This window comes from Kushneria sp. EE4, from assembly GCF_977968315.1.
This window is the reverse complement of the sequence record NZ_OZ386212.1, coordinates 1,397,852-1,420,074: the sequence shown is the minus strand read 5'-3', so window position 1 is coordinate 1,420,074 and position 22,223 is coordinate 1,397,852. Positions and strand designations below refer to the sequence as shown.

The window sequence follows — 22,223 nt, the reverse complement described above, 5'->3', positions numbered from 1 at the left end:
GGCAATATGACCCTTTTTGCAGTAAACGTATGTCGCTGGCGCCATCTTGTCGCGTTTTCCTCACTGGCGCTGACGCTGACGGCGGCGCCAGCGCTGGCCTCCGATGGCCCGTCACCTTCCAGCTTCATTCCTTCGCCGCCCGGGCTTGCCGCCACCTCCTGGGTGTTGATGGATGCCAAGTCCGGTCGCGTACTGGTTGAGCATGATGGCAACGAGCGCGTGCCGCCGGCCAGTCTGACCAAGATGATGACGGCTTATATTGCCGAAAACGAAATCGAAAGCGGCAACATGTCGGAAACCGATGAAGTCCGCATCAGCAAGGAGGCCTGGCAGACCGGCGGCTCGCGCATGTTCGTCAAGGTCAACAGCAGCGTGCCGGTACAGGCCCTGATGCAGGGTATTGTGGTGCAGTCGGGCAACGATGCCACCGTCGCGATGGCCGAGCACATTGCCGGCAGCCAGTCGTCCTTTGCCGATCTCATGAACGAGCACGCCCGCCAAATGGGGCTTCAGAATACGCACTTCATGAACCCGACCGGCCTGCCGGACCCCGAGCACTACTCCTCGGCCCATGACATGGCCGTCATCGCGCGCCATATCATCAACGATTTTCCCGAACACTATTCTCTTTACGCCGAGAAGTACTTTACCTGGAACGGCATCAAGCAGCCCAACCGCAATCTGCTGTTGTGGCGTGACAAGACGGTCGATGGCCTGAAAACCGGCCATACCGAAGAGGCAGGTTACTGCCTGGTGGCCTCGGCCCAGCAAAGCGATACCCGCCTGATTGCCGCGGTCATGGGAACGAATTCGGAAGAGGCCCGGTCGCAGGAAACCCAGAAACTTCTGAGCTATGGCTTTCGCTATTTCCAGACCCAGAAGGTGTATGACGCCGGGCAGGAGCTTACGCGTGCCCGCGTCTGGGGCGGCACTCAGGATGAGGCCAGCTTCGGCGTGGCCAACGACGTCTATCTGACGGCCTCCAGACAAAACGAGGCGGGCCTTTCCAACCGGATCAATGTCAACGGCGACCTGCAGGCGCCCATCGAGGCCGGTCAGCGCTATGGTACGGTGCAGATCGTGCAAAACGATGAGGTCATCGACGAGCAGCCGCTGGTCGCGCTTGAAAGCATCGAGCAGGGCGGTCTGTTCAAGCGTCTCTGGGATGGCCTTTTGAAGTTTGTTCAGGGTCTTTTCTAGGACCTGAAATTCAGACAGGTTCATGACCATCAGGGGGGATTCGGCTGACGAATCCCCCCTTTTTCAGTAAAATGACAGGTAATCGGGCGAATTTTCAGCCTGCAATGATCAAGAGGTTTATCATGTCCAGGCCTTCATCCCAAAAGCCTGCCGCCATCCTGTCGTCACCCGGCGATGACAAAAAGACTCAGGAGGCGCCGAAAATCGAGTTTCCCTGTGATTACGGCATCAAGATCGTGGGAAACAACGATGTCGAGTTTGATCGCGACATGCTCGATATCGTCGAGCGCTTTTCGCCGGAGCTTGATCGCTCCAGAGTCACACACCGCGACAGTCGCAACGGCAAGTACCGCTCCCTGCATGTCACCATTTACGCGACCGGTGAGGAGCAGCTCAATGAGCTGTTCGTGGCGCTCAAGGCGACCGGTCGTGTTCAGATGGTGCTTTGATCTTCATCGGCTGACAGGCGATTTTGCCGGTTCTTCCCAGGGTGGCACCGATGCGTGAGACAAGTCTGGATGATCAGTCCATCGGCGTATATCGTCTAGGGACATGCGACTACACCACGGTCTGGGAGGCGATGCGTCGCTTTACCGACGAGCGCGATGCCACAACGCAGGATCAGATCTGGCTGGTCGAGCACTTTCCTGTCTTTACCCAGGGGCGTGCCGGCAAGCCCGAACACCTGCTCAATCCCGGCAGTATTCCGCTGGTACACAGTGACCGTGGCGGACAGGTCACCTATCATGGGCCGGGGCAGCTGATCATGTACCCGCTGATCGACGTTAAAAGACGCCGCATCGGTGTACGTGCCATGGTGGATGCGCTTGAAAACGCCGTGATCCGTTCGTTGAGTGACCATGGTATCAAGGCCCGCTCCCGAACGGATGCGCCGGGTGTTTACGTGGAAGATGCCAAGATTGCCTCCCTCGGGCTGCGTATTCGCCGGGGCAGCAGCTTTCACGGGATTGCCTTCAATATCGATATGGACCTGGCGCCCTTTGACCATATCAACCCCTGTGGCTATGCAGGGCTGAGAATGACACAGCTTCGCGATCTGCTGTCGCAACCACCGGACATGGCGCGTGAAGCACACGGATTGCTCGGAGCCTTTGCCGCTGAACTCGGCAATCCCGAGCTTCAGGAGATGGTGAGCGCACCCGGGGTGCTGACCCACATTTCTCGAGTAACAGGATCAAACCGATGACCGAGACGACTGCTACCACCCCCAAACAGCGGGCCGAAAAAGGCGTCAAGCTGCGCGGCGCCGACAAGGTATCCCGCATTCCGGTCAAGGTCATTCCGACCGAGACCCTGCCGACCAAGCCTGCATGGCTCAAGGTGCGCATGCCCATCTCGAAAGAGGTGACGCGCATCAAGGAAACCCTGCGCCGGCACAAGCTTGTCACGGTATGCGAAGAAGCGTCCTGCCCCAACCTGGGCGAGTGCTTCAACGGCGGCACCGCAACCTTCATGATCATGGGCGATATCTGCACGCGCCGCTGCCCGTTCTGTGACGTCGCGCACGGTCGCCCCAACGCCCTCAATGAAGACGAGCCCCGCGAGCTTGCCGAAGCCATCGCCGAGATGCGCCTGAAGTACGTGGTGATCACGTCCGTGGATCGTGACGATCTGCGTGATGGTGGCGCGCAGCACTTCAACAACTGCATTGAAGAGATCAGAAAGCGCAGCCCGAATCTTGAGGTCGAGGTACTGGTACCCGACTTCCGCGGTCGCATGGACAAGGCGATCGATATCATGCGTCAGGAGCCGCCGGATGTGTTCAATCACAATCTGGAAACGGTACCGTCGATGTATCGCCGCGTCCGTCCGGGCGCGGACTATCAGTGGTCGCTGGATCTTCTCAAGCGCTACAAGGAAGTCCGTCCGGAAGTGATGACCAAATCGGGGCTGATGCTGGGTGTTGGCGAAACCGATGACGAAGTGGTCGAGGTCATGCGCGACCTTCGTGCCCACAACGTCGATATGCTCACGCTGGGCCAGTACATGCAGCCCTCGCGCAGTCACCTGCCGGTCGACCGCTGGGTGCACCCGGACACCTTTGCCTGGTTTGCCGAAAAGGGCTACGAGCTGGGGTTCAAGCATGTCGCGTCAGGCCCGCTGGTGCGCTCGAGCTATCATGCCGACAAGCAGGCGCATGGCGAAAGAGTGTCCTGAAACATGACAGGCCAGGGGCTCTAATACCCGACAGGTTCTGTTCATCGCGCCCGGCACTGCCGGGCGCAGTTGTCTCTGTAGTCCTTGTCGCCCACCCCGGGCGGAAACTATTTCGCTGCGTAACGGTCAGTAACCATAACGGCCGACAAGTGGAGAGCGTCATGCTGATCAGGACACGAAAGCGTCACCATATTGGTGAAAACGAGGTTACCTCGGAGTCGGTCTATCACGCACGCCGACACTTCATGGCGGGTGTGGCAGGTCTTGGCATGGCAGCAGCCCTGCCGAAAGGTGCCTGGGCGGCGTCTCAATATGACGATGTCGAGCAGGGCAGTGGCCCGCAATGGTTTGCCTCGCGCCTTGAAAGGGCGAACTGGAAGGCGGTGACGCCGGGGGAAGGTGACAAGCTCACGCCGTTTAATGACGCCACGCACTACAACAACTTTTTCGAATTCGGTACCAGCAAGGACGACCCCTACAAAAACGCCGGCGCCATGACCACCGAGCCCTGGACCATCGAGATCGACGGCGAGGTGGCCAGACCCGGGACACTGGATATGGACCAGCTGCTGGGTGAGCAACAGCTTGAAGAGCGTATCTATCGGCTGCGCTGCGTCGAAGCCTGGTCGATGGTCATTCCCTGGCTCGGGGTGCCGCTTTCCGAGATCATCAAGCGCGCCGAGCCGACCAGCGATGCAAAGTTTGTGCGTTTTCAGACCCTGATGCGGCCGGAGGAAATGCCGGGACAGCGTTCACGGTTTGGCCTGATCGACTGGCCCTATCAGGAAGGGCTGCGCATGGACGAGGCGATGCACCCGTTAACCATTTTGAGCGTGGGCATGTACGGGCGAGTGCTGCCCAATCAGAACGGTGCCCCCGCGCGCCTGGTAGTGCCCTGGAAATACGGGTTCAAGAGCATCAAGTCGATCGTTCGTATCTCGCTGGTGAAGGAGCAGCCGTCAACGGCCTGGCCGACCATCAATGCCAACGAATACGGCTTTTACTCCAATGTGAATCCGGACGTGGATCACCCGCGCTGGAGTCAGGCGCGCGAGCGTCGCCTGCCCAACAGTCTGTTCAGTACCAACATGATCGATACGCAGATGTTCAACGGCTATGGTGACGAGGTGGCTTCTCTTTACAAGGGCATGGACCTGCGGAAGTATTTTTGATGCGACTCTGGCGATGTGCGGTGTTTATGGCGGCGCTGCTGCCGTTTCTCTGGTGGGCTTTTCAGGTGGCGGCCGGGCAGGCCGGCCCCGAGCCCGGGCAGTATCTGCTGCTCAATTTCGGCCAGTGTGCATTGATTCTGCTATTGGTGACGCTGAGCCTCACGCCGCTGATGAAGCTGACGCGCTGGAAAGGGTTTGCCGTGATCCGGCGCCAGCTGGGACTCTGGGCCTTCAGCTACGGCGTGCTGCATCTGACCAGCTATCTGCTGTTTATACTGGGGCTTGATTTCGCAGCGCTGGGGGCCGATCTTCAGCGGCGTCCCTACATCATCGTGGGTTTCGTCGCGCTTTTGATGCTGCTGGCGCTGGCGGTGACCTCCAATCGCTACTCGATGAAGCGACTGGGCAAACGCTGGAAGTTCCTGCACCGGATTGTCTATATCGCTCTGGCACTGGTGCTTTTGCACTTTTTCTGGGTCGTGCGGGCCGATATGGCGCAGTGGAGCGGCTACGCACTCGCCGGTGCCGTACTGATGATCCTTCGAATTCCCGTGATCTCACGGGCGCTGGGCCGAGTTCGGCCGCGGCGTGGCAGTGTCGCCGGTACGCGATAGTATGGCGAAAAAGCGCCGGCCTCAGGGCCGGCGCTTTTTTGTATCAAGGATACCCTCAGCGTCAGTCCATGGCGGTCAGCACCAGCTTACCGATGGTGTGACCCTCTTCCAGCATTTGATGCGCGCGCGTCAGGTTCTCGACGTTGAGGGGGCCGACGATTTCGCCCAGCGTGCTGCGCAGGCGACCTTCATCGAGCAACCGCGCCAGGGTGGCCAGCGCCGCGCCCTGCTGTTCGCGCTGTACGTCGTGCAGGGGGCGGGCAAACATGAACTCCCAGTGAAAGGTGGCGGCCTTGCCCTGCAGGGCGTTGAGATCTACCTGCTGTTTCGTTTCGGCAATCGCCACGATCTCGCCGAGCGGTTTGATCAGCGAGACCATGTTGTCCCAGTGCACGCCGATGTCATGGCAGTTGAAGATGTAGTCGACGTTTTCAAGGTCGAGTCGTTTGAGTTCGTTGACCAGATCATGGTGGTCCACCACGTCGTGGGCCCCCATTTCGCGACACCAATGCACTGACTGATCGCGCGAGGCGGTGGCAATCACGCGAATGCCGGTGAGCTGACGCGCCATCTGGATGGCAATGGAGCCCACGCCGCCGGCGCCATTGATGATCAAAAGCGTCTGGTCACCGTGGTCGCTGGTGTCCTGTGCCAGTCGCAGCTTGTCAAACAGCGCCTCCCACGCCGTAAGTGCTGTCAGCGGCATGGCCGCAATTTCCTCGACATCGAGCGTTTGTGGCGCTCGCGCCACTAGGCGGGAATCGATCAGCTGGTATTCGGCGTTACAGCCGGGACGATTGACCTCGCCCGAGTAATAAATGCGCTCGCCCACTTTCAGGCCGCTGACGTGGTCTCCGACCGCCTCGACGATGCCGGTGGCATCCCAGCCAAGGACAGTGGGCGCCTTGATGTCGCCCAGCGCCCCGGCGCGAACCTTGGTATCCACCGGGTTGACCGAGATGGCCTCGATACGCACCAGAACGTCTTCCCCTTCGGGGGAGGGACGCTCGATGTCGATGGCTTCAAAGGCACCGGGCGCGTTGATGTCGCTGGCGCCGCGTGTCGCAATGGCTTTCATGGTCTCTCCTTGATTAACGAACGCATGCTCATGCGTCATCCACTAGAATATCAGCCACCAATCTGGACCATGATGACAGCCGATGCCAGTCGCAGTACGGGCAACACGGCAAGCGAGAGAAACGTATGACACATGACTGGCTAGCCTTTGCAAAGGAACTCCGATCCATTGCCCAGACCGGGCAGACCTATACCGACAACAAATATGAGATGGAGCGCTATCGCCAGCTCGAGGCGCTGACCAATCAGATGTTTGCCGTGCTTGGTGATGTGCCCATCGAAAGGATAGAAAATTTGATCATTCCTGATCGCGGGTATGCCACGCCCAAGGTGGATGTCCGCGGCGCCGTTTTTGATGATCACGGCCGCGTGCTGCTGGTTCGCGAAATCAAGGACGGGCTCTGGACGCTGCCCGGCGGCTGGGCGGATGTTAACGAAGGCCCCAGTGAAGGCGTGTTAAAGGAAATTTTCGAGGAGTCCGGTCATCGCGCAAGCCGGCCGCGACTGGCCATGCTCAAGGATCGCAGTCTTCATCCTTACGCCTACTATTCACCGGATCACATCTACAAGCTCTTTTATGTCTGTACGCACGAGGGCGGTGAGTTTATCCCCAACAATGAAACCGATGCGGCCGAATTCTTCGATCTCGACGATCTGCCGCCGCTGTCCGAGGGGCGAACGCTGCCGGTCGATATTCACGAGTGCTGGGCGTTTGCGACGTCCGGTGCGGCGGGGATCTACAGCGACTGATGGCCCTTCCCGGAATCGATCGGCTGTTGCATGCCGACTGGAGCCTGTCGTCCTTAAAGCGCTGGTGCGCTCAGGCACGGCGTATCGAGGGTCAATGGCACATCAGTGACCCGGTTCGCATCCGGGATATCGAGACCTGGCGTGACGATGTTTTGCTCTCGCCTGCGCACGGCACAACGCTTGCCGGATTCGATTTCCCGATCGGGGTGCCCGAGCAGTGGGCCACCCGGGTCGGGGTGACGGATTTCAGAGCCTGGCTCGGGACGCTGAAGGAGACGCGCTGGCGGCAGTTTTTTGATACGGCCGCCACGCCGGAAGAGATATCGCTGACGCGCCCCTTTTATCCTCGCCGCGCCAGCAAGGGGATAAAACAGTCGGATCTGACCCGGGCACTTCAGGTAGAGAGTTTTGATGCGCTGCGTCGGGCGTGCGAACGAGACATGTCTGGGCGCAAACCCTGTCCACTGTTCTGGACGCTGGGGGCCAATCAGGTGGGCAAGGCGGCTCAGGCCGGGTGGCGTGAAGTCATCATACCGGCGCTTGATCAGGGTGCGGCACTCTGGCCCTTTGATGGGACGCTGGCTGCGTTGGCGCAAGAGAATCACTGCATATTGTGCGAGACCTGGCCGACGCTGGCGGCGCGACTGATGAAAAATGAGCTGTCGCCACGCCAGAGCAAGCGGCGTCAGGTTGATCGCGTCGAGGCTGGAAAGGCCCTGTTTGAAAGCGGGCTTCCTATCGTGTGGGACGGGCAGGCGAAAGCATCCGTTGTTTCGGGATTTGGTGAGCGCGCCGACGACGAAGATGCCTTTGATGCCATGCTGGGGCTTTTGATGATGATTGCGGTAGTAGAGGGGCATCTGCCGGCGTCATCGACGCTTTCGCCCGTGGCACGCCATCTTGAAGGGTGGATACTGGGTCTTGAAGGCTGATCAACGCAGAGAGAGTACCCGGAAGCTGAAAACAGAAAAGGCCTTCAAATGAAGGCCTTTTTAAGCAGATCAAAAGTTACACAGCGACTTTCAGCCGATGTGTTCGCCGACCTGGACGATCTTCATGGCATTGGTGCCGCCCTGAGCGCTGACGTGGTCACCGCGTGTGAGGATGACGTAGTCGCCCGGATTGGCCAGTGCGCGCTTTTCGAGCTCGGAGACGGCGCGCTGGTTGACCTCGGCATTGGGCATGTCATCGGTATTGAATTCGATGGCAAACACGCCGCGGTAGAGTGCCATGCGACGCAGCGTGCGCGGGTGCGACGACAGCGCAACGATGGGCAGACCGGAGCGAATGCGCGAGGCGATCAGCGGGGTATAGCCGGTCTCGGTGAGACAGGCGATGGCTGCCACGCCCTCGAGATGGTTGGCCGCGTACATGGCCGACAGGGCCACGGTTTCATCGATGCGGTGGAACTCATCTGCCATGCGATGCTTGGATTCCTGGGCGGCGCGCTCGCGCTCGGCACCCATGCAGCAGCGATCCATTGCTTCGATGGTTTCGACCGGGTAGCTGCCGGCGGCCGTTTCAGCGGACAGCATGACGGCATCGGTGCCATCAAGCACCGCGTTGGCCACGTCAAAGACCTCGGCGCGTGTCGGCAGCGGCGATTCGATCATCGATTCCATCATCTGTGTTGCCGTGATGACCGCGCGGTTGAGCGTACGGGCGCGGGCAATCATGCGCTTCTGGACACCGATGAGCTGCGCGTCACCGATCTCAACGCCGAGATCGCCGCGAGCGACCATGACGGCGTCAGAGGCAATGATGATTTCATCGAGGGTGGCTTCATCGGCCACGGCTTCGGCGCGTTCGACCTTGGCGACCAGGGCGATGTTCTTGCCGGCCTCTCCAAGCAGATCGCGTGCCAGTTGCATATCGGCACCGGAGCGCGGAAAGGACACCGCAAGGAAATCGACTTCCAGGTCGATGGCGGTTTTCATGTCCTCACGGTCCTTGTCGGTCAATGCTGCTGCCGACAGGCCGCCACCCTGTTTGTTGATGCCCTTGTTATTGGAGAGCTTGCCCCCAACCTTGACACTACATTCGATACGCCCACCATCGACGCGCTTGACTTCCAGCACGACGCGGCCATCGTCAAGCAGCAGTACATCGCCGCTTTCGACGTCATCGGGAAGTTCCTTATAGTCACAGCCGACCTGGTGCTCATCGCCTTCATCGCGACCCAGGTTCACGTCAAGGGCGAAGTCATGGCCGTTTTCAAGCTCGACCGAGCCGTTGGCAAAACGAGCTACACGAATTTTCGGGCCCTGCAGGTCACCCAGAATGGCGACGTTGCGCTGTTGCCTTTTGGCCGCTTCACGCACGGCCACTACCCGGCGACGGTGGTCTTCGGCGCTGCCGTGGGAGAAGTTGATTCGAACGACATCAACGCCCGCATGCACCATGGCATCGAGGACGCCTTCCTTGTCACTGGCAGGGCCAAGGGTGGCGACAATCTTGGTGCGGCGAATCGGACCGGCGGTCGCTTTCGTCATGAAGCATTCTCCTGATGCGGTGTCTGGATGGTTTCACTATACCTTCTTCACCCCTTCGGGTGCGACGGCTACACGCCAAAGTCTTGATGACACCCCGGACAATGTCGAGGTGTTCAGTGCGTCACGCAATGCCACAGGGCCGTTGGTGATGAAAGGTCGTTGTCGTGCACCGTTTTTTATCCGGTGGCGCCATGGATAAGGCCAGGGTAGGGTAGTCGCATTTTCAGGGTGTCTGAACCCGTCCGGGCCAACGGACGCTCACGCACGCCGCTTTTCTGACATGACAGTGCCGGCAGGACCGGCAAAAGAGACGGAGATCTATGGGCAAGTCACTGGTGATCGTCGAGTCGCCGGCCAAGGCCAAGACCATCAACAAGTACCTCGGCAACGATTTCATCGTGAAATCGAGCGTGGGTCATATTCGTGATCTGCCGACCAGTGGTAGTGGCAAAAACGCCACGGACCCTTCCGAGCGTGCGCGCCAGGCCGCTGCCACACGCAAGATGTCTGCCGAAGAAAAGGCGGTCTACAAAAAGCGCAAAAGCCATGATCAGCTGATCCGCCGCATGGGCGTTGATCCTGAAAACGACTGGCAGGCGAACTACGAGATACTGCCGGGCAAGGAAAAGGTCGTCGATGAGCTCAAAAAGCTCGCCGAGAAGGCGGACGCCGTCTATCTCGCCACCGACCTTGACCGCGAAGGGGAAGCCATTGCCTGGCACCTGCGCGAAACCATCGGCGGCGACGAGTCGCGCTATCGCCGCGTGGTGTTCAACGAGATTACCAAAAACGCCATCGCCCAGGCGTTCGAGACGCCCGGCGAACTCAAGCTGGATCGGGTTCATGCCCAGCAGGCCCGACGCTTTCTCGACCGTGTCGTGGGGTTTATGGTCTCGCCGCTGCTCTGGAACAAGGTGGCACGAGGCCTGTCGGCAGGTCGCGTTCAGTCGGTTGCGGTGCGTCTGATCGTCGAGCGAGAGCGCGAGATTCGCGCCTTTACGCCCGAGGAGTTCTGGGACGTTCACGCCGATCTGGAGGCCGATAGCGGTGATAACGTGCGCTTTGAAGTGGCGCGGCTCAACGGCGAGGCCTTTCGCCCTGTCAGCGAGTCACAAACCACTTCGTTGATCGCGCCGCTGAAAACGGCCGATTACGTCATTACCGGGCGCGAGGATCGCCCGACGTCGAGCAAGCCGGGCGCGCCCTTTATTACCTCTACCCTGCAGCAGGCGGCCAGCGGCCGTCTTGGGTTCTCGGTCAAAAAGACCATGACCCTGGCGCAGCGTTTGTATGAAGCAGGCTTTATTACCTATATGCGTACCGATTCGACCAACCTGTCGGCGGATGCCATCACCATGGCGCGCGACTACGTGGAATCGGAAATGGGCAGTGACTACCTGCCTGATGCGCCCAATATCTACTCCAGCAAGGCCGGGGCTCAGGAAGCGCACGAGGCGATCCGACCGACCGACGCTCATCGCCGGGCGGACGATCTCGGCAGCATGGAGCGTGACGCCGAGCGTCTTTATGAGCTGATCTGGCGTCAGTTTCTGGCCTGTCAGATGGTGCCGGCACAGTATCTGTCGACCACGCTGACCGTCGAAGTGGAAGGCTTTGAGCTGCGTGCCAAGGGGCGGGTGCTGCGATTTGATGGCTACACCCGAGTACTCAAGCCTTCCTCCAGAAAAGAAGAGGATCAGCAGCTGCCGGATCTGGGCAAGGGCGAGCGTCTTGAACTCAAAACGCTCGAACCGAAGCAGCATTTTACCAAGCCGACCGCCCGCTATACCGAGGCCAGTCTGGTCAAGGAGCTTGAAAAGCGCGGTATTGGCCGGCCCTCGACCTATGCCGCGATCATCTCCACGATTCAGGAGCGTGGCTATGCCAAGCTGGACAGCCGCCGGTTCTATGCCGAGAAACTCGGTGAGATCGTCACTGACCGGCTGACAGAGTCCTTTCAGGATCTGCTGGATTATGGCTTTACGGCGCGCATGGAAGACGAGCTCGACCATGTCGCCGACGGTGAACGCGACTGGCGCGAGCTGCTTAACAGCTTCTATGGCGATTTTCGTGCAAGGCTTGAGCATGCCGAGGGCGAGGAGGGCATGCGCCCCAATCAGCCGGTGGAAACCGATATCCAGTGCCCGGCCTGTGGTCGAGCCATGCAGATTCGCATCGCCTCGACCGGTGTCTTTCTGGGCTGTTCGGGGTACAACCTGCCGCCCAAGGAGCGCTGCAAGACCACCATCGATCTGTTGCCCGGCGATGAAGCCGTCCCTGCCGATGCCGATGACAATGCCGAAACCGATGCCCTGCGCGCCAAGCGCCGTAACCCGAATACCGGCACGGCCATGGACAGCTATCTCATCGATGAGACGCGCAAGCTCCACCTCAGCAACGATGATGATGGCTACTACGAGATCGAGGAGGGGCACTTTCGCATCAAGGGCTATGAAGGCCCGACCATCGAATGTGACAAGTGTGGCTCGGAAATGCAGCTGCGTTCGGGGCGGTTCGGCAAGTATTTCGCCTGTACCAGTGAAGACTGCAAAAATACGCGCAAGCTTTTGAAAAGCGGCGAGCCGGCACCGCCCAAGATGGATCCGATTCCAATGCCGGAGCTGATCTGTCAAAAGGTGGATGACCATTACGTGCTGCGTGATGGCGCCAGTGGCCTGTTTCTGGCCGCCAGCCAGTTTCCGAAAAATCGTGAAACGCGCCCGCCACTGGTCAGCGAGATCAGGCCCCATGCCGGGGCACTGCCCGAGAAGTATCATTTTCTTCTGAAAGCACCCGATCACGACCCGGATGGCCATCCGGTGCAGATCCGATTTTCGCGCAAGACCAAAAGCCAGTTCGTGCTTACCGAGGCGGAAGGCAAGGCAACCGGCTGGAAGGCGCAGTGGGATGGCAAGCAATGGCAGGTTGAAGACAATCGAAAGGGAAGTGGTGCCAAAAAGGGGAGCAAGGCAGGGAAGCAGGCCTCATGAGCCATCAGGGACGAACCAACCAGCTGCTCTATCAGGCCATGCTGCTGCTTGAGCAGCCGGCAGGTCACGATGAACACGCCGATGCCAGACGACGCGCCCTTGAAGAGGGCGTGCTTTCGATGATCGAAATGGCGCTTGAAAGCGTGATCAAGGAGATTGCGCATACCTGCCGCTGGCCTGCCATGCACTGGCGTACGGTGCTTGATCAACCACCGGCGCCGGTGGCCGAAATCGAACTGCTTCGAGCGCTCATGTCGCAGCCGGAAAGCTGGCTTGCCCGGCTTTTACAGCTGCTGGACCGCCTCCATGATGAAAGCGGCGCGGCACAGCTTCGCCGACATGACAACATGATTGCTTCCAGTCAGAGCCCGCCTCTGTCGCAAGGGCTTGCAACCTGTCTTGATGAATTTCGAGCCCTGCTCCCCAGACTCCGTGAAACCAGTTATGAGTGGTAATTTCTTGTATTCAATGAACGTGACATCGCCATCAGAGAGACTTAACATTGCGTTAATGTTATCCGCTGATCGGCTTGATGAGGTGGCTCATGACTGAAGCTGCCGTATTTGAAATCGTTGAGCTCGAGGACGGTCAGTTTGTGCTGCGTGCCGCCGACAGTGACGATAAAAACGAACCGCTGGCCAGCATTCGTTTTTCGTCCCAGACGCTTGAGCTTTTGCGTCACCATCGCTTTGATGTTGCCCGTGAGATGCTTGATCATCTGATCTCGCGCTCGGTACTGGCGGATGAAGATGACGCCGCTGACGCACCCGAGCCTGCCGCGATCCATTAAGCCGCTCTTTTTTTGATTGGTTCGATACCCGTCCATGTGCGGGTATCGTCGTTTCAGGACCACATGTCTGAAAAATCCGGAATTGATCGTTATGTCAGAGACCTTGCAGAGTGATTTTGACTTCTGGTGGCAAGCGCCAGGAGAATGGGTAGAGCCTCCCAACGAACGCAAGGGCGGCCTCAGCGGCGTCCGATTTGTCAGCCCCGACCCAGGGGGGCCTGCCTATTACGTCAAGATTCAGCACGGTCATCTGTTTCACAGTCTGCGCTATCCGCTGGGCCGGCCTACCACGGTGCGTGAATGGCAGGGGCTCAAGCGCTGTCAGGCACTGGGGGTGAATGCGCCGCCGCCGGTATTTTTCAAGGCCAGAAAAAGTGGTCAGGGCTGGCAGGCCGTGATGGTGACCGAAGCGCTACTGGGGTATCAAAGCCTTCAGGCGATGCTCAAGGCTGATGCTCATGCACCTGAGCAGCGTGCGACGATATTCACGGCGCTGGCGAACAATCTTGTCAGACTGCACCGCAGTAATTACAAGCATGGCCATCTCTATCCCAAGGAAGTTTTGGTGCGTCTGGATGAGGACGGCAGTGGCAGTACTGCGCTGGTGGATCTGGAAAAATGTCAGCGCCGCCCGTCAAAGCGTCTGGCGGCCATGCGCGATCTGACGCGCCTTTTTGGTGACGCTCGACCGATGGGGATGCGTGATGAGGAGTGCCATCTGATGATGGATATCTACCAGGCGTCAGGCATTACGCTGGACCGGGCCCGGCTGATGCTGCCAAGACAGCGCCAGGCGCGCCCGTAGGCGCACCCCCGTAAAAAGCAATAATGTCGTTTAAAGGCTGTTGCCATCACCGCCGCGTATGACGCCGACGCCGACGCCCTCGATATCCAGACCCTGCTGGGTCAGATCGATCGTGATGGGCTCAAACTCGGGATTTTCGGCAATCAGGCTGACGATACTGCCCTGGCGCTTGAACCGCTTGACCGTCACATCGTCGCCCAGTCGAGCCACGACGATCTGCCCGTCGCGAGCATCGTGTGTACGGTGGACGGCCAGCAGATCACCATCCAGAATGCCGGCATCGCGCATGGAAAGACCGCGTACGCGAAGCAGATAGTCCGCGCCCGGATTGAAAAAATCGGCAGGCATCGGACAGTAGCGCGAGATATGCTCGGCGGCAAGAATCGGGCTGCCGGCGGCCACTTCGCCGATCACGGGCAGTCCCGTTATGAGACTTTCCTGTTCCTGACCGACCGGTTCCTGGTGTGAAATACGAATGCCGCGCGACGTTCCGGGAATCATTTCGATGACACCCTTTTTGCGCAGGGCGCGCAGGTGCTCTTCAGCAGCGTTGGGCGATCGAAACCCCAGGGCACCGGCGATTTCGGCGCGCGTGGGCGGATAGCCGAGCTCACTGATGGTCCTGGCAATGAAATCGAATACGGCCTGTTGGCGTGCGGTCAACGGTCGTGTCATGTGCAGTGGCCATTGTTGATGTATACAGTATGTGATTGTATCCAGTCATCAGATCAATGCAAGCGCTTCGATACTGTCGCAGGTGCAGGTGACGGGCCGCAATGGTGCTACCATCAGGGACTGGCCTGTACGTTTTATTTTCATGACAGAGAACCGATATTTTCCATGGTGCCATCCGATACCGTGACCCGAATCCTTGATGCGGCCGAAGTCCTGTTTGCCGAACACGGCTTTTCCGAGACTTCGCTGCGTCGTATTACCGGACGGGCCGAAGTTAACCTGGCCGCTGTCAACTATCACTTCGGCTCCAAGCAGGCGCTGATTCAGGCGGTATTCTGTCGATATCTGGATCCGTTCAGCGCCGATCTTCATCGGCGCCTGGATGGGCTGGAGGCCGAAGAGGCGGGCTCGGACCTTGAAAGGCTGCTCGATACGCTTTTTGCCAGCGTGCTGGAGATGCCCTCCAACAATCACGATCTGAAAACCTTCATGAAGCTATTGGGGCTTGCCTACTCACAGGCGCAGCGCCATCTTCGTGACGAGCTTCGCAGCCGTTATGGCACCATCTTTTCGCGTTTTTTGAAGCTGCTCAGACAGGCCACGCCGGAACTGGCCGATGACGAGCGTTTCTGGCGGCTGCATTTCATGCTGGGCTCGGTCATCTTTACGCTTTCCGGGCTCAACACCCTGCGCGATATTGCCGAGCATGACTATCATCAGCGCATTACGATCCGGGAGCTGTCCCGGCGTTTAAAACCGGTGGCGCTGCATGCCCTGCGGGCCCCCGTGACCGATGCTGATTGTTCACCAGGCAGTCATGTCATTTCTCATCCCAGAACAGGAACGCATTCATGACCGATTCCCGGGCTGATACCTTCGGCGGGCCTCTCATGTGCGATGTGCAGGGCACGCGTCTGGACGACACCGAGCGGGCCTGGCTATCGCATCCGTCGGTGGGGGGAATTATTCTCTTTGCCCGTAACGTCGAATCACCCGAGCAGATGCGACAGCTGTGTGACGACATTCGCCAGTGCCGTTCGAATATCGTGATCGGCATCGATCAGGAAGGCGGGCGGGTTCAGCGTCTACGCAACGGTGTTACCAACCTGCCGCCCATGGCACGGCTGGGTCGATATTATCGTCAGGCGCCCGATGAGGCACTTGATCTTGCCCGGGATACCGCCTGGCTGCTGGCCATGGAAATGGCCGCCTGCGGGGCAGACTTTTCCTTTGCCCCGGTGCTTGATCTCGACGATGCCCGCTGTCCGGCCATCGGCAATCGCGCCTTTTCCGACGACCCCGAGCATGTAACGGCGCTGGGCGGTGCCTTTATCGAGGGCTTCGATGAGGCCGGCATGGCCGGTATCGGCAAGCATTTCCCGGGCCACGGCGGCGTCACGCTCGATTCCCATCTGGTAATGCCTGAAGATACCCGAACGCTTGAGACCCTTGAATCACATGATCTGATCCCTTTCAGGGCTCTGGCGAGTCGGTTGACCGGGGTCATGCCGGCCCATGTGCGCTTTACCGACATCGATGATCAGCCCGCCGGATTTTCGCGACGCTGGCTTGCCTATCTGCGCCATGATATCGGTTTTGAAGGCGTAATCGTCTCGGATGATCTCTCGATGGAAGGGGCAGCCATGGCAGGCGGGCCGGGTGAGCGCGTCATGGCCGCGCTGGATGCCGGCTGTGATCTGGCGCTTTTATGCAACGATGCCGAGGCGGCAGCCCGGGCCCGTGAGGCGCTGGCGTGCCGGAACGCTCTGCCTGAGAGCCGTCAGCGTTTAAGCAGGCTCTATTTCAGCGGCGAGCGTCTGACGCTTGAAACGCTCATGACACTGCCGCGCTGGCAGCGCACACGTGAGCGACTGCAACAGCTCGATTGACGCTCAAATGCACTCGATGACCTGAAGGGCCTCAGCCTTATGGAAGCGACCGCACTCTGGCGACAACTGCTCATTGGCATGCGTGACCGGCTGGACCAGCTCTTCGCCATTCCGGGCTGGGCCACCATGCTGATCGGTCTGGCACTTCTGACCGTCATCATCGACATCACAACGGCCCTGCTGCTGCGCCGTCTGGAGCGTCGTCTGCGTCACAGCCCGAGGCGCTGGGATGATGCGCTGGTCCATGGCTTTCGGGTCCCGTTCAGGGTCTGGCTGTGGAGCGGGGCGCTGTGCATGATCCTGACGCTGGTGGCTCAGGAAGTCGAGTTCGAGGGGGGCAGTCGCTATATGGCGATGGCCTTTGGCATGATCACCCTGTTGCTGCTTTTCTGGGGCGAGGTTCGCCTGATGCATCGTCTCGAGCAGCGTCTGGTCTTCCCGCCCGGCAGTTCGAAATCGACCCCGGTCGATCAGACCACGGCCTCGGCCGTAACCAAGATTTCAGGTGCGGTAACCCTGATTGTTGTGCTGCTGCTGGCCATGCAGTTACTGGGTGTCGACATGTCCAGCATTCTGGCGGTCGGCGGTGCCGGCGGTCTGCTGGTTGGATTTGCTGCCCGTGACGTCATGGCCAATTTCTTTGGGGGCATGGTCATCCATCTGGACAAGCCCTTTCAGGTCGGTCACTGGATCCGTTCTCCTGACCGCGAAATCGAAGGCGTCGTCGAAGACATCGGCTGGCGTCTGACCCGTATCCGCACCTTTGCCGGCCCGCCCATCTATGTGCCCAATGCGGCGTTCAGCCGAATTACCATCGAAACGCCATCGCGCATGGAGGCGCGCCTGATCTGGGAGAACATCGGCGTACGCTATCAGGATGCGCACTGTATTGAAGCAATTACCAGCGACATACGCGAGATGCTCGATCAGGATGAAGAGATCAATAGCGATGAGCTGATCACGGTGAACTTCAACCAGTACGGTGACTATTCGCTCAATCTGATGATCTATGCGTTGAGCTGTGTCACCGACTGGCAGCGCTACAACGAGACCCGACAGCGCATCCTGCTCAAGGTGCGCGACATCATCTATCACCATGAGGCGGAGCTGGCACTGCCTGCATCAAGAGTCTATGTGCCCGATGAGGTGCGCCTGGCCAACAACATGCGCCAGGATGACCTTGAGACCGAAGGGGATTCCCGGCAGGATAGCGCCTCTCAAAATGCCCGGTCAGCGGCCAGAAGCCGGACGCGGGACAAGGACAGGGGGCAAAAGGCCCCGTTTGATACCGAACCCAACAGTGAGTCAGATGGCGATGGCTGAAAAGCACGATGGTCACCTCGAGATAGCCCAGTATCACAACGACATGAAGGTTTTGATGGATGAGGCAGACTGCCTGATCGATCTGCCTGCCGTCGAAAGGGCACTGGACGACATGGCCGAGCGATTGACGCAGTCACTTTCTGACAGCATGCCGGTGTTTTATTGCGTCATGAACGGCGGATTGATCACAACAGGTCATCTACTGACGCGGCTGGGGTTCCCGCTGGAGGTGGATTATCTCCACGCCACACGCTATCGCGGCGGCCTGCACGGCGGTGAGCTGTTCTGGCGCGTCTCGCCCGAGGTGCCCATGGCGGGCCGTCACGTGGTCATCGTGGACGATATTCTGGATGAAGGCGCAACGCTTGCCGCCATCCTGGAATATTGCCGGCAGGCGGGGGCGGCCAGTGTCTCCTCGGCCGTGCTGGTCGAAAAGATGCATGATCGCAAGGCCGTTCCCGATCTCAAGGCGGACTATGGCGGTCTGGAGGTCGAGGACCGCTACGTGTTTGGTTTCGGTATGGACTACAAGGGCTACTGGCGTAACGCGCCGGGGATATTTGCACCGCGCGGGCTTTGATTGCGAAAGTGCTTTCTGGTCACAAACAAGGGGCCGGCCATTATGGCTGGCCCCTTGTCGTGTGGCATGCGCCGGGACTGCCCGGCCGCTCTGGAAATTTCAGGATTTCTGGTTGAAATGATCCAGCAGGCTTTCGATGGCGGCAAAGCGCGTCTCAGCGCTTTCCATGGGCTTTTCGAAGCGCAGGGTATCGGCCCCATCCAGACGGTACTGATCGGGCGCTTTTTGCATCATCTGCACCAGCGTCATGGGCTCGACCGAGGTTTCCGAACTGAACTGTATTCGTCCACGTTTGTCGCCGGCCTCCAGCCGCGTAATGCCCAGCCGCTCGGCTTTGAAACGCAGGGTGGCCTGGCGGAAAAGGTGTTTGACCGGCTCCGGCAGCAGTCCAAATCGATCGATCATCTCGACCTGAAGCTCGCGTAGCTCCCCATCGTTTTTGGCGTTGCTGATCCGCTTGTACATGACCAGACGCTGCTGCACGTCATGCATGTAGTCTTCGGGGATCAGCGCCGGCAGCCCGAGGCTGATATCCACGCCTTCCGACATGGGGGCTTCGATGTTGGGCGTCTTGCCGCTTCGAATGGCATTGACGGCGCGGTCGAGCATTTCCATGTAAAGGCTGTAGCCGATGGTCTCGATCTGACCGCTTTGCTCTTCGCCCAGCAGTTCCCCGGCACCGCGAATTTCCAGATCGTGGCTGGCAAGCGTAAAGCCTGCGCCCAGATCTTCTGCCTGAGTAATGGCCTCCAGGCGCTTGGTCGCATCCGTGGTGATCTGTTTAGGTGGCGGGGTGAGCAGATAGGCGTAGGCCTGATGGTGTGAACGGCCTACGCGCCCTCGCAACTGGTGGAGCTGGGCCAGGCCGAACTTGTCGGCTCGCTCGATGATGATGGTGTTGGCGCTGGGCACATCGATGCCGGTTTCAATGATGGTGGAGCACACCAGCACGTTGAAACGCTTGTGATAGAAGTCCGACATTGCACGCTCCAGGGCGCGCTCGGCCATCTGACCATGCGCGACGCCCACGCGGGCATCCGGCACCAGTTCGCGGACCTTTTCGGCCGTGGCCTCGATCGATTTGACCTCGTTGTGGAGATAGTAGACCTGACCACCCCTCAACAGCTCGCGCAGCACGGCCTCCTTGAGAACGGCCTGATTGCGCTGCTGCACGAAGGTCTTGACCGACAGCCGTCGCGCCGGCGGCGTGGCGATGATGGAAAGATCGCGCATACCGCTCATCGCCATCGACAGCGTCCGCGGGATGGGCGTGGCGGTCAGGGTCAGGATGTCGACCTCGGCGCGAAGGGATTTGAGCCTTTCCTTTTGATGAACGCCAAAGCGGTGCTCTTCATCAACGATGACCAGTCCCAGGTTGGCAAACTCAAGCTCCTTGCCGAGCAGCTTGTGCGTGCCGATGACGATATCAATGCGACCATCATTGAGACGTTCAAGCGTCTGCGACTGCAGCTTGCCGCCCTGAAAGCGTGACAGGATATCGATATTGATGGCCGAGTCGGCGAAGCGGTCGCGGAAATTGTCGAAGTGCTGCTGTGCCAACAGTGTTGTCGGTACCAGTACGGCCACCTGGCGTCCGGACTGCACGGCCAGAAAGGCGGCCCGCATGGCCACTTCCGTCTTGCCAAAACCGACGTCCCCACAGATGACGCGATCCATGGGCTGGGTCGAGGTCATGTCGTGAATCACGGCATCAATGGCCATGCGCTGGTCGGGCGTTTCCTCAAAAGGGAAGGTCGCGGCAAAGCGGGCGTACTCCTGCCCGGGCGGTTCGCAGGCGAAGCCTTCGCGCGCCTCACGTCTGGCATAGACATCGAGCAGTTCGGCGGCCGTATCGCGAACCTTTTCTGCCGCCTTGCGCCGCGCCTTTTCCCATTGGTCGCTGCCCAGCTTGTGCAGCGGGGCGCTGTCGTCGCTGGCGCCGGCGTAGCGAGAAATCAGGTGAAGACTGTCAACCGGCACATAAAGACGGGCGCCGCTGGCATATTCCAGCGTCAGAAATTCGGCCGGCATGCCGCCGGCATTCAGGGTTTCAAGCCCCAGGTAACGACCGACGCCGTGTGCCTTGTGAACGACCGGTGCGCCTTCTCTGAGCTCGGAGAGATGACGTACGGCCAGCTCGTTGTCGTCCGTGGCACGGCTGCGCCGCCGGCTCTGACGCACGATCTCGCCGTGTAGTTCGGTTTCGGTCAGTACCAGCAGCTTTTCGCTTTCAAGCCAGAGTCCGCGCTCAAGCCCGCCTTCCACAAGGGCATGAGACTGACCGGCATTGAGAAAGCTCTGCCAGCTGTCGGTATCGCTCAAGGACAGCCGCAAGGGCGCCAGGGTTTCGTGCAGTGCTTCCTGCCGGCCACGGGACTCCGCCACAAACAAAACGCGAAGATCGTCGTGGGCGGCCAGAAACTGCTCCAGAGCTGCCAGCGGTTTCGCGGCCCGACCGTCGATGGCGATTTCGGGCAGGGCTGCCCCTTCGACAGGGGTGCCCTCATCATCCGTGCGCCACTGCAGACGCGGATAGCGGTTGATATGTCCGAAAAGTTCTGCCACCGGCACAAAGGCCTTTATGGGCGGCAAAAGCGGGCGGGTCGGGTCAACGCCGAGGTTTTCATATCGTCCGGTAATGGACTGCCAGTGGCCTTCGGCGGCGTCAAAGCTGCCCGGCATCAGCGCGCAGCGCAGGTCACTGCCAATATGATCGAAAAGCGTCGAGGTGTGCTCGAAAAACAGCGGCAGGTACTGCTCAAGACCGGGAGAGGGGATGCCCTGCAGAGCATCGAGATACAGCGGACAGTGGCGCGGGTCGACATCGAAAAGCGTTTCGAAGCCCTCGCGAAACCGGGCGATGGCGTCCTGTGTCAGCGGATATTCGTGTGCCGGCAGTAGCTCGATGCGCTCGATACGATCCGTGGAGCGCTGTGTATCGGGATCAAAATGACGCAGTGTATCGACGTCATCATCAAACAGATCGATTCGTAGCGGGTGCTCGCTGCCGACCGGGTAAAGATCGATAAGCGCGCCGCGAAAGGCGTATTCGCCCGGTTCATAAACGGTTTCAACCGCACGATAGCCGGCAAGGTGAAGCTGTTGGCGAAAATGCTGGCGGTCCAGCGACATGCCGGTTTCCAGATGCAGGGCCTGCACGGCGACATAGTCGGTCGGAGGCAGACGCTGCATGAGGGTGTTGACCGGCGCCAGAACGATGCTCTGGTACTGGTGCTGAAGCTGTCGCAGGGTGCGCAGGCGCTCCGAGACAATATCCTGATGCGGCGAGAAACTGTCATAGGGCAGGGTTTCCCAGTCGGGAAAGACCAGTACTTCCTGATCGCTGAAAAAGCGCAGTGCCAGCGCCATGCGCTGGGCGCTCGCCGAGTCCGGCGTAATCACAAGCAGGGGCGTATTCTCGGCACCGGCCAGATGAGCCATGGTAAGCGCATCAGCGCTGCCCTCGGGCAGTCGCCAGCGTGTGTTTTCCCGGGCAGGGGCAAGCGCGGGGGGCGCAAGGGGGCTGATGGTGTTATGCGATGGCATGGGTCACTTCAGATCATGGGCACGTGGACAAAATGCGGACAGTATCGTCGATGTAAAAGAGGTTTGCGTTAAAGTCTGTCATCACAGGGTATAAAGACCCTGTTCATGGCGCATGGTCGCGAGGCTGAAACGGTATCGAAAT

Annotated in this window: 20 protein-coding genes; 16 read left to right on the top strand and 4 right to left on the bottom strand. The window is 59.5% G+C overall.

Annotated features, from left to right (window positions below):
- The first annotated feature begins 6 nt into the window (after nucleotides 1-6).
- From ACXMYO_RS06560 to msrQ, 6 genes are all read left to right on the top strand, one after another.
- Nucleotides 7-1,200 (top strand): serine hydrolase, encoded by a 1,194-nt coding sequence (locus ACXMYO_RS06560; protein ID WP_438767604.1) that lies wholly within the window; start codon nucleotides 7-9, stop codon nucleotides 1,198-1,200.
- A gap of 122 nt (nucleotides 1,201-1,322) precedes the next feature.
- Nucleotides 1,323-1,649 (top strand): HP0495 family protein, encoded by a 327-nt coding sequence (locus tag ACXMYO_RS06555; RefSeq protein WP_457808177.1) that lies wholly within the window; start codon nucleotides 1,323-1,325, stop codon nucleotides 1,647-1,649.
- A 50-nt stretch (nucleotides 1,650-1,699) separates the two neighbouring features.
- A complete protein-coding gene (gene lipB / locus ACXMYO_RS06550) occupies nucleotides 1,700-2,407 on the top strand; it encodes a lipoyl(octanoyl) transferase LipB (RefSeq protein WP_438767601.1) in 708 nt (235 codons plus the stop codon).
- Nucleotides 2,404-3,378 (top strand): lipoyl synthase, encoded by a 975-nt coding sequence (lipA, locus tag ACXMYO_RS06545; RefSeq protein ID WP_438767599.1) that lies wholly within the window; start codon nucleotides 2,404-2,406, stop codon nucleotides 3,376-3,378. The genes lipB and lipA overlap by 4 nt, the downstream gene beginning before the upstream one ends.
- 161 nt (nucleotides 3,379-3,539) lie before the next feature.
- Nucleotides 3,540-4,550: a protein-methionine-sulfoxide reductase catalytic subunit MsrP gene (gene msrP / locus ACXMYO_RS06540; protein ID WP_457808176.1), complete on the top strand. Its 1,011-nt coding sequence runs from the start codon at nucleotides 3,540-3,542 to the stop codon at nucleotides 4,548-4,550.
- Nucleotides 4,550-5,164 carry a protein-methionine-sulfoxide reductase heme-binding subunit MsrQ gene (gene msrQ, locus ACXMYO_RS06535; protein ID WP_457808175.1) on the top strand — a complete coding sequence of 205 codons (615 nt, stop codon included), beginning with the start codon at nucleotides 4,550-4,552 and terminating at the stop codon, nucleotides 5,162-5,164. The genes msrP and msrQ overlap by 1 nt, the downstream gene beginning before the upstream one ends.
- Before the next feature lie 61 nt (nucleotides 5,165-5,225).
- Here msrQ and ACXMYO_RS06530 read toward each other — a convergent pair whose 3' ends face one another.
- Nucleotides 5,226-6,242, bottom strand: a complete 1,017-nt coding sequence (locus ACXMYO_RS06530) for a zinc-binding alcohol dehydrogenase family protein (protein WP_457808174.1) — start codon at nucleotides 6,240-6,242, stop codon at nucleotides 5,226-5,228.
- Between the two features lie 125 nt (nucleotides 6,243-6,367).
- Here ACXMYO_RS06530 and ACXMYO_RS06525 point away from each other — a divergent pair, with 125 nt between their 5' ends.
- Nucleotides 6,368-6,991, top strand: a complete 624-nt coding sequence (locus ACXMYO_RS06525) for an NUDIX hydrolase (RefSeq protein WP_457808173.1) — start codon at nucleotides 6,368-6,370, stop codon at nucleotides 6,989-6,991.
- Complete coding sequence (locus ACXMYO_RS06520; RefSeq protein ID WP_457808172.1) at nucleotides 6,991-7,923, top strand: hypothetical protein; 933 nt, start codon at nucleotides 6,991-6,993, stop codon at nucleotides 7,921-7,923. Before ACXMYO_RS06525 ends, ACXMYO_RS06520 begins: the two co-directional genes overlap by 1 nt.
- Before the next feature lie 90 nt (nucleotides 7,924-8,013).
- Here ACXMYO_RS06520 and pyk read toward each other — a convergent pair whose 3' ends face one another.
- The gene (gene pyk, locus ACXMYO_RS06515; protein ID WP_438767589.1) at nucleotides 8,014-9,483 is read right to left on the bottom strand and encodes a pyruvate kinase; all 1,470 of its coding nucleotides are present in this window, start codon (nucleotides 9,481-9,483) and stop codon (nucleotides 8,014-8,016) included.
- A gap of 320 nt (nucleotides 9,484-9,803) precedes the next feature.
- On the opposite strand from pyk, the gene topA reads away from it, so the two are divergent.
- The 4 genes from topA (at nucleotide 9,804) to ACXMYO_RS06495 (ending at nucleotide 14,068) form a co-directional block, all read left to right on the top strand.
- The gene (gene topA, locus ACXMYO_RS06510; RefSeq protein ID WP_457808171.1) at nucleotides 9,804-12,473 is read left to right on the top strand and encodes a type I DNA topoisomerase; all 2,670 of its coding nucleotides are present in this window, start codon (nucleotides 9,804-9,806) and stop codon (nucleotides 12,471-12,473) included.
- The gene (locus tag ACXMYO_RS06505; RefSeq protein WP_457808170.1) at nucleotides 12,470-12,928 is read left to right on the top strand and encodes a DUF6586 family protein; all 459 of its coding nucleotides are present in this window, start codon (nucleotides 12,470-12,472) and stop codon (nucleotides 12,926-12,928) included. The genes topA and ACXMYO_RS06505 overlap by 4 nt, the downstream gene beginning before the upstream one ends.
- An 89-nt stretch (nucleotides 12,929-13,017) precedes the next feature.
- On the top strand, nucleotides 13,018-13,263 hold the full coding sequence (locus ACXMYO_RS06500) for a hypothetical protein (RefSeq protein WP_115852989.1): 246 nt from the start codon (nucleotides 13,018-13,020) through the stop codon (nucleotides 13,261-13,263).
- 91 nt (nucleotides 13,264-13,354) lie between these two features.
- The gene (locus tag ACXMYO_RS06495; RefSeq protein WP_457808169.1) at nucleotides 13,355-14,068 is read left to right on the top strand and encodes a lipopolysaccharide kinase InaA family protein; all 714 of its coding nucleotides are present in this window, start codon (nucleotides 13,355-13,357) and stop codon (nucleotides 14,066-14,068) included.
- Between the two features lie 30 nt (nucleotides 14,069-14,098).
- On the opposite strand, the gene lexA is transcribed toward ACXMYO_RS06495, so the two are convergent.
- Nucleotides 14,099-14,743, bottom strand: coding sequence for a transcriptional repressor LexA (gene lexA, locus ACXMYO_RS06490; protein WP_438767582.1), 645 nt, complete (start codon nucleotides 14,741-14,743; stop codon nucleotides 14,099-14,101).
- 165 nt (nucleotides 14,744-14,908) lie between these two features.
- Between lexA and ACXMYO_RS06485 the strand changes: the two genes are divergently transcribed.
- The 4 genes from ACXMYO_RS06485 to ACXMYO_RS06470 are packed head-to-tail and all read left to right on the top strand — an operon-like array spanning nucleotide 14,909 to nucleotide 18,535.
- Complete coding sequence (locus ACXMYO_RS06485; RefSeq protein ID WP_457808168.1) at nucleotides 14,909-15,598, top strand: TetR/AcrR family transcriptional regulator; 690 nt, start codon at nucleotides 14,909-14,911, stop codon at nucleotides 15,596-15,598.
- The gene (gene nagZ / locus ACXMYO_RS06480; protein WP_438767580.1) at nucleotides 15,595-16,632 is read left to right on the top strand and encodes a beta-N-acetylhexosaminidase; all 1,038 of its coding nucleotides are present in this window, start codon (nucleotides 15,595-15,597) and stop codon (nucleotides 16,630-16,632) included. Before ACXMYO_RS06485 ends, nagZ begins: the two co-directional genes overlap by 4 nt.
- A gap of 39 nt (nucleotides 16,633-16,671) precedes the next feature.
- Nucleotides 16,672-17,955, top strand: coding sequence for a mechanosensitive ion channel family protein (locus ACXMYO_RS06475; RefSeq protein WP_457808167.1), 1,284 nt, complete (start codon nucleotides 16,672-16,674; stop codon nucleotides 17,953-17,955).
- Nucleotides 17,948-18,535 (top strand): hypoxanthine-guanine phosphoribosyltransferase, encoded by a 588-nt coding sequence (locus ACXMYO_RS06470; protein WP_438767578.1) that lies wholly within the window; start codon nucleotides 17,948-17,950, stop codon nucleotides 18,533-18,535. Before ACXMYO_RS06475 ends, ACXMYO_RS06470 begins: the two co-directional genes overlap by 8 nt.
- Before the next feature lie 99 nt (nucleotides 18,536-18,634).
- Here the strand turns inward: ACXMYO_RS06470 and mfd are convergent, their stop codons facing one another.
- Nucleotides 18,635-22,081 (bottom strand): transcription-repair coupling factor, encoded by a 3,447-nt coding sequence (gene mfd / locus ACXMYO_RS06465; RefSeq protein ID WP_457808166.1) that lies wholly within the window; start codon nucleotides 22,079-22,081, stop codon nucleotides 18,635-18,637.
- Nucleotides 22,082-22,223 lie beyond the last annotated feature (142 nt).

Excerpts from the sequence above, each read along its gene's own strand:
- ACXMYO_RS06530 (WP_457808174.1), bottom strand. The coding sequence starts at position 6,242 with ATGAAAGCCATTGCGACACGCGGCGCCAGCGACATCAACGCGCCCGGT.
- ACXMYO_RS06555 (WP_457808177.1), top strand. The coding sequence starts at position 1,323 with ATGTCCAGGCCTTCATCCCAAAAGCCTGCCGCCATCCTGTCGTCACCC.
- mfd (WP_457808166.1), bottom strand. The coding sequence starts at position 22,081 with ATGCCATCGCATAACACCATCAGCCCCCTTGCGCCCCCCGCGCTTGCC.
- ACXMYO_RS06470 (WP_438767578.1), top strand. The coding sequence starts at position 17,948 with ATGGCTGAAAAGCACGATGGTCACCTCGAGATAGCCCAGTATCACAAC.
- ACXMYO_RS06500 (WP_115852989.1), top strand. The coding sequence starts at position 13,018 with ATGACTGAAGCTGCCGTATTTGAAATCGTTGAGCTCGAGGACGGTCAG.
- ACXMYO_RS06525 (WP_457808173.1), top strand. The coding sequence starts at position 6,368 with ATGACACATGACTGGCTAGCCTTTGCAAAGGAACTCCGATCCATTGCC.
- pyk (WP_438767589.1), bottom strand. The coding sequence starts at position 9,483 with ATGACGAAAGCGACCGCCGGTCCGATTCGCCGCACCAAGATTGTCGCC.
- nagZ (WP_438767580.1), top strand. The coding sequence starts at position 15,595 with ATGACCGATTCCCGGGCTGATACCTTCGGCGGGCCTCTCATGTGCGAT.
- ACXMYO_RS06495 (WP_457808169.1), top strand. The coding sequence starts at position 13,355 with ATGTCAGAGACCTTGCAGAGTGATTTTGACTTCTGGTGGCAAGCGCCA.
- msrP (WP_457808176.1), top strand. The coding sequence starts at position 3,540 with ATGCTGATCAGGACACGAAAGCGTCACCATATTGGTGAAAACGAGGTT.
- lexA (WP_438767582.1), bottom strand. The coding sequence starts at position 14,743 with ATGACACGACCGTTGACCGCACGCCAACAGGCCGTATTCGATTTCATT.
- topA (WP_457808171.1), top strand. The coding sequence starts at position 9,804 with ATGGGCAAGTCACTGGTGATCGTCGAGTCGCCGGCCAAGGCCAAGACC.
- ACXMYO_RS06505 (WP_457808170.1), top strand. The coding sequence starts at position 12,470 with ATGAGCCATCAGGGACGAACCAACCAGCTGCTCTATCAGGCCATGCTG.
- msrQ (WP_457808175.1), top strand. The coding sequence starts at position 4,550 with ATGCGACTCTGGCGATGTGCGGTGTTTATGGCGGCGCTGCTGCCGTTT.
- ACXMYO_RS06520 (WP_457808172.1), top strand. The coding sequence starts at position 6,991 with ATGGCCCTTCCCGGAATCGATCGGCTGTTGCATGCCGACTGGAGCCTG.
- lipA (WP_438767599.1), top strand. The coding sequence starts at position 2,404 with ATGACCGAGACGACTGCTACCACCCCCAAACAGCGGGCCGAAAAAGGC.
- ACXMYO_RS06560 (WP_438767604.1), top strand. The coding sequence starts at position 7 with ATGACCCTTTTTGCAGTAAACGTATGTCGCTGGCGCCATCTTGTCGCG.
- lipB (WP_438767601.1), top strand. The coding sequence starts at position 1,700 with ATGCGTGAGACAAGTCTGGATGATCAGTCCATCGGCGTATATCGTCTA.
- ACXMYO_RS06485 (WP_457808168.1), top strand. The coding sequence starts at position 14,909 with ATGGTGCCATCCGATACCGTGACCCGAATCCTTGATGCGGCCGAAGTC.
- ACXMYO_RS06475 (WP_457808167.1), top strand. The coding sequence starts at position 16,672 with ATGGAAGCGACCGCACTCTGGCGACAACTGCTCATTGGCATGCGTGAC.